Source organism: Lutibacter sp., assembly GCF_013139515.1.
Lineage (GTDB): Bacteria > Bacteroidota > Bacteroidia > Flavobacteriales > Flavobacteriaceae > Lutibacter.
In genome coordinates this window covers 1-4,764 of sequence record NZ_WTAR01000149.1, presented here as the reverse complement: position 1 = coordinate 4,764, position 4,764 = coordinate 1, and the positions used below count along the sequence as shown (strand labels likewise).

Sequence of the window (4,764 nt, the reverse complement as noted above, 5' to 3'; positions counted from 1 at the left end):
AATTTAAAACAAGATAGTGGAAAATTCCAATGGGGAGTGACCACAATTCAGTCTTATTTACCCCTAGATAATTCAAGCTTTTTTACTGATGCAAGTTTGAATTTAGTTGATTGGTTACGTCAATATGCAAAAACTGAGGAAGAAAGAGAAGAAGTATTTTTAAGAGGTTTTTTGGGGAAAATGATTTTTAGTGGTGAAGAAGCCTTAAAAAAATGCAATGTGCTTTCGGGGGGTGAAAAGGTACGATGCATGTTGTCAAGAATGATGATGATAAGAGCGAATGTATTACTATTAGATGAGCCAACTAACCACTTAGATTTAGAGTCTATTCAAGCATTTAACAACTCATTAAGTAATTTTAAAGGAACGGTGCTTTTTACAACTCACGATCACGAGTTTGCACATACTGTTGCTAATAGAATTATTGAAATTACACCAAAAGGTGTTATTGATAGATATACAACATTTGATGAGTATCTAGGAGACCCAAAAATTAAAGAATTAAGAACTAAAATGTATAAATAAAAAAAAGCAGCCAATTGGCTGCTTTTTTTTATTAACTAACTCAAAATTTATAGAATGAAAACAAAGTTCTGCAAGTTCTATGCTTCATAAAAAGAATAATGCAATTCTTGTGCCAAAAAATTGAGACGACGTTAATTAAAAGTTAAAACAAGAAAATTACACTAAATGTCGCTGTGCTTTATATGACGAACGTACCAATGCACCACTTTCAACATATTTAAAGCCCATTTCTAATCCAATTTCTTTGTATTTTATAAATTGTTCAGGTGTAATAAATTCAATAACAGGCAAGTGTTTTTTACTTGGTTGTAAGTATTGACCAATAGTTAAAATATCAACTTTAGCATTGGCTAAATCTTGCATTGTTTCAATTACTTCAGCTTCAGTTTCACCTAAACCAAGCATAATTCCAGATTTTGTTCTGCGCTGCCCTTGGTCTTTCATATATTTTAAAACTTCCAAACTACGATCGTATTTTGCTTGTATTCTAACTTCACGAGTTAAACGTCTTACAGTTTCCAAATTATGAGAAATAACTTCAGGAGCAACGGCTAATAATCTATCAATATTCGTTTTATTTCCTTGAAAATCAGGAATAAGTGTTTCTAGGGTTGTATTTGGGTTTGCTCTTCTAATTGCGTTTATAGTTTCAGTCCAAATAATAGAGCCACCATCTTTTATGTCATCTCTATCTACTGAAGTGATAACTGCATGTTTAATATTCATTAATTGAATGGAGCGAGCTACTTTCTCAGGTTCTTCCCAATCTACAGTTTCTGGTCTACCAGTTTTCACACCACAAAATCCACAAGAACGTGTGCAAATATTACCTAAAATCATAAAAGTAGCAGTACCTTCTGTCCAGCATTCCCCCATGTTAGGGCAACTTCCACTAGTGCAAATGGTATTTAGTTTGTATTTGTCAACTACGTTTCTTAATTCAGTATATTTTTTACCAACAGGAAGCTTTACTCGCAACCATTTTGGTTTTTGTATTTTATTTGTGATTGTTTGTTCAGACATTTTACTAAAATTGACTGCAAAAGTACGAAGAAATTATAAACTTAAAAGAAACCAAATGCTAAAACCGATTAAAAATAATATTCCAAACCAACTAAGAATTTTTAATTGTATTGAAGGTCTCCATTTTGAAGGTGTGTGTTTCCCAGAGATTAAAATGTAATTTATAATTGCATAAAAAGGAGCGGTTAAAAAAGATAGTATGGTTGCAATTTTTATAAGAACACCCATTTCAGACATAAAGAAAATTAATATTGCAATAGTCCCTATGGCAAGAAAACTAATCCAAAACCAATACATGTTTTTATATGATTTATTGGTAAGTAAGTCAAATGTTTTTGTCATTGCTCTAGGTGAAGCATCAAGTGTAGTTATTGTTGTGCTAAACATAGTTGTAAAAGCTGCAGCAGCAATAAAAATATACATTTCTGAACCTAAGCTTTTGGTGTATAGTGTTATTAATTGTTGCGAGAATAGAATGGCACTTCCGCTAAATATTTCTTTAGAATTAAACATTACTAAAGTACCTAAAGCAACAAAGCAAACACCCAAAATTAAAGTCGCAATAAATCCAATGTTAAAATCAAATATTGCTTGTTTTGTATTAAATTGAGTTGCTTTATCTTTTTGTTTCTCAATTGCCCAAAGGGATTGCCAAACCGATACATCTAGTGGCGCTGGCATCCAACCTAAAAAAGCGATTAGAAAACCAACTTCAATACTTCCTTTTGGTAAAATTTGTGTGAATGTTTGAGGTGTGTTTGTGTTGAAAAAAGCAATTGTTAAAGCAATAATTGTACTAATTGTTAGTGTGATAATAATAATTTTCATTAAATTATCAAGTAGCTTGTATTTACCAATAAGTAACAGTATTAGGCATATTACAGTTATAATAACACTCCAAATAATTGGGTTTGTAGTAATACCAAATAAATTTGCAGCTAAGCCTGCTGTAACAATGGTAACTGCAGCTTGTATAGTAAACATAGTTGCAAGGTTTAACACAAAGTAGGTGAGTAAAACACCTTTTCCTAATTTTTTATAGCCGTCTAATAAGCTTTCTCCGGTAGCAGTTGCATAGCGAGGTCCAAATTGAAAAAATGGATATTTTACAATGTGAATTAAAATTAATGCCCAAACTAAACCAAAACCAAAATCTGCTCCAGCTCTTGTAGATTGTACTAAATGTGAAACTCCAATTGCTGCACCAGCAAAAAGTAATCCTGGACCTAACTTTTTTAACCAATTAAAATTGTTGAACATCAATCTTTTGGAGCTTTTTTTATAATTTCAGCCAATAAATTTTTAGCACGCAGTAATTTAACTTTAATTGTACTCATAGGTTCATCTAAAACATCAGCCATTTCTTTATAGCTCATATCTCTAAAATACCTGAGGTTTATAATTTCTTTATAGTGAGGTTTTAATTGTTTAATGTAATTTCTTAATTGCAGTAAGTTTTGTTCTGTAATTAACTGATCTTCAGCAGATGGTGTTTCGTCAGAAATTTTATAAGCTTCAGAGGAAGATTTATGAATAGAAATAGTTTCAGTGCGTTGTTTTCGTATATGATCTAAAAATATATTTTTTGAAATTGAAATTAGCCATGTTTTAAAATTATAACGATCGTTATATAAGTTAATTTTATCAAATGCTTTTGAGAAGGTTTTTATGGTAATATCTTCAGCTTCATCTTCATTTTTAGTTTTCAAAAATTGAAACCTATACACATCACTCCAATAAGTGTTTAGCAATGTATTAAAAGATTTTTGATCTTTTTTTTTAGCTTTTTCAACTAATTCAGCAATATCAATATTTTTATTTGACACTATTTAAGTTTTGAAATAAGATGTTGATAAAGATAAACATTTGTATGAAAACTAAAAATAGTCTTACAGAAAACTAAATATAGAGCGTATTTATTTTGTATTTTGATATTTAAAAAAAGTAAATACTATCTATTCTCACATTGATTGGCAGCTTTACCGCAATAGCCACAAGGCTCACCATTTTTATTTAAATGTGGGTTTTGACTAGCGCAAGTTCCAGCAAATTTACCATCTTTTTTTGCCCAAAGTTTAATTGCCAATCCAGCAATTCCTAAGCCTAATAACCCTATAGTGATAAGTACAAGTTTCATATGTGAAAAATTATTTTGCAAATATACTTATTAATTAAATGACAATAAAACACATTTGTTACGAAAAATAACTTTATTAATTATTTAATAAAAAGTGTTAAATATTAAGTTTTATTTGTGTAATGTGTTAGATGTCAATCAATATACTTTAAATTTTAATTTAATTTTATTAAATTAGCAATTAGTTAATTGATATTTTAAATTTTTTAAAGATTACAAGTTGAAACCAACCATCTAAACCTTTATGAATTATTGAATTAATATATATAAATATTTAATTAACTAAAGACAAAAAAAAGACTCGTCTAATTAATTTTTGACGAGTCTTTAATTTATTAAGAGCTTTTAAGTTTAAGCTTTTTGTTTAATCAATTCTTCTTGAACATTGTTTGGAACTAATTCAAAACTTGAAAAATCAGTTTTAAAACTACCTCTACCTTGTGTAATTGAACGTAAAGTTGTTGAATACTTATACATTTCTGCTAAAGGTGTTTTTGCACTAATTGTTTGGTATTTACCATCGCTGTCCATTCCTAAAATAATAGATCTTCTAGATTGTAAATCGGTCATTACATTTCCCATTAATTCTTCAGGAACTTTTACAGTAAGCTCATGAATAGGTTCTAATAATTTAGGTTTTGCATTTAAAAAAGCCTCTTTAAAAGCGTGAGCTGCAGCTATTTTAAATGAAATATCGTTTGAATCTACTGCGTGCATTTTTCCATCAAATAACATAACTCTAATGTCTCGCGCATAAGATTTTGTTAGCGGCCCTTCTTCCATTACTTCTAAAATTCCTTTTAAAACTGCAGGTAAGTAACGTGTGTCTATAACACCACCAACAATACAATTATAAAAAACTAATTTACCACCCCACTCTAATTCAACTTCTTCTTTTTTTCTAATATTAAACCCTTCAGGCTCAGGCATGCCTTCATAATAAGGCTCAATTTTTATGTGTACTTCACCAAATTGACCAGAACCACCAGATTGCTTTTTATGTTTATAACTTGTGGTTGCAGAACGTTGAATAGTTTCTCGATAAGTAATTTTAGGTTGTTCAAAGCTGGCTGTAATTC

General features: G+C 29.8%; 5 protein-coding genes and 1 pseudogene. 1 reads left to right on the top strand and 5 read right to left on the bottom strand.

Going from position 1 to position 4,764, the window contains the following annotated elements; translation table 11 throughout:
* Positions 1-525: ATP-binding cassette domain-containing protein (locus GQ540_RS12815; RefSeq protein WP_291801771.1), on the top strand; the 525-nt coding region annotated here is incomplete at its 5' end.
* Between the two features lie 156 nt (positions 526-681).
* Here GQ540_RS12815 and lipA read toward each other — a convergent pair.
* From lipA to GQ540_RS12790, 5 genes and pseudogenes are all read right to left on the bottom strand, one after another.
* The gene (gene lipA, locus GQ540_RS12810) at positions 682-1,548 is read right to left on the bottom strand and encodes a lipoyl synthase (RefSeq protein ID WP_291801769.1); all 867 of its coding nucleotides are present in this window, start codon (positions 1,546-1,548) and stop codon (positions 682-684) included.
* Positions 1,549-1,581: 33 nt separating this feature from the next.
* On the bottom strand, positions 1,582-2,808 hold the full coding sequence (locus tag GQ540_RS12805; protein WP_291801773.1) for an Nramp family divalent metal transporter: 1,227 nt from the start codon (positions 2,806-2,808) through the stop codon (positions 1,582-1,584).
* Positions 2,808-3,374: an RNA polymerase sigma factor gene (locus GQ540_RS12800; RefSeq protein WP_291801767.1), complete on the bottom strand. Its 567-nt coding sequence runs from the start codon at positions 3,372-3,374 to the stop codon at positions 2,808-2,810. The genes GQ540_RS12805 and GQ540_RS12800 overlap by 1 nt, the downstream gene beginning before the upstream one ends.
* A 125-nt stretch (positions 3,375-3,499) precedes the next feature.
* The gene (locus tag GQ540_RS12795; RefSeq protein WP_291801765.1) at positions 3,500-3,685 is read right to left on the bottom strand and encodes a membrane or secreted protein; all 186 of its coding nucleotides are present in this window, start codon (positions 3,683-3,685) and stop codon (positions 3,500-3,502) included.
* A gap of 351 nt (positions 3,686-4,036) precedes the next feature.
* Positions 4,037-4,764 (bottom strand): annotated as a pseudogene (locus tag GQ540_RS12790) (elongation factor G); the annotation flags it as partial.

What these genes read in the sequence shown, in the direction of transcription:
- lipA (WP_291801769.1), bottom strand. Translation starts at nt 1,548, where the DNA reads ATGTCTGAACAAACAATCACAAATAAAATACAAAAACCAAAATGGTTG.
- GQ540_RS12805 (WP_291801773.1), bottom strand. Translation starts at nt 2,808, where the DNA reads ATGTTCAACAATTTTAATTGGTTAAAAAAGTTAGGTCCAGGATTACTT.
- GQ540_RS12795 (WP_291801765.1), bottom strand. Translation starts at nt 3,685, where the DNA reads ATGAAACTTGTACTTATCACTATAGGGTTATTAGGCTTAGGAATTGCT.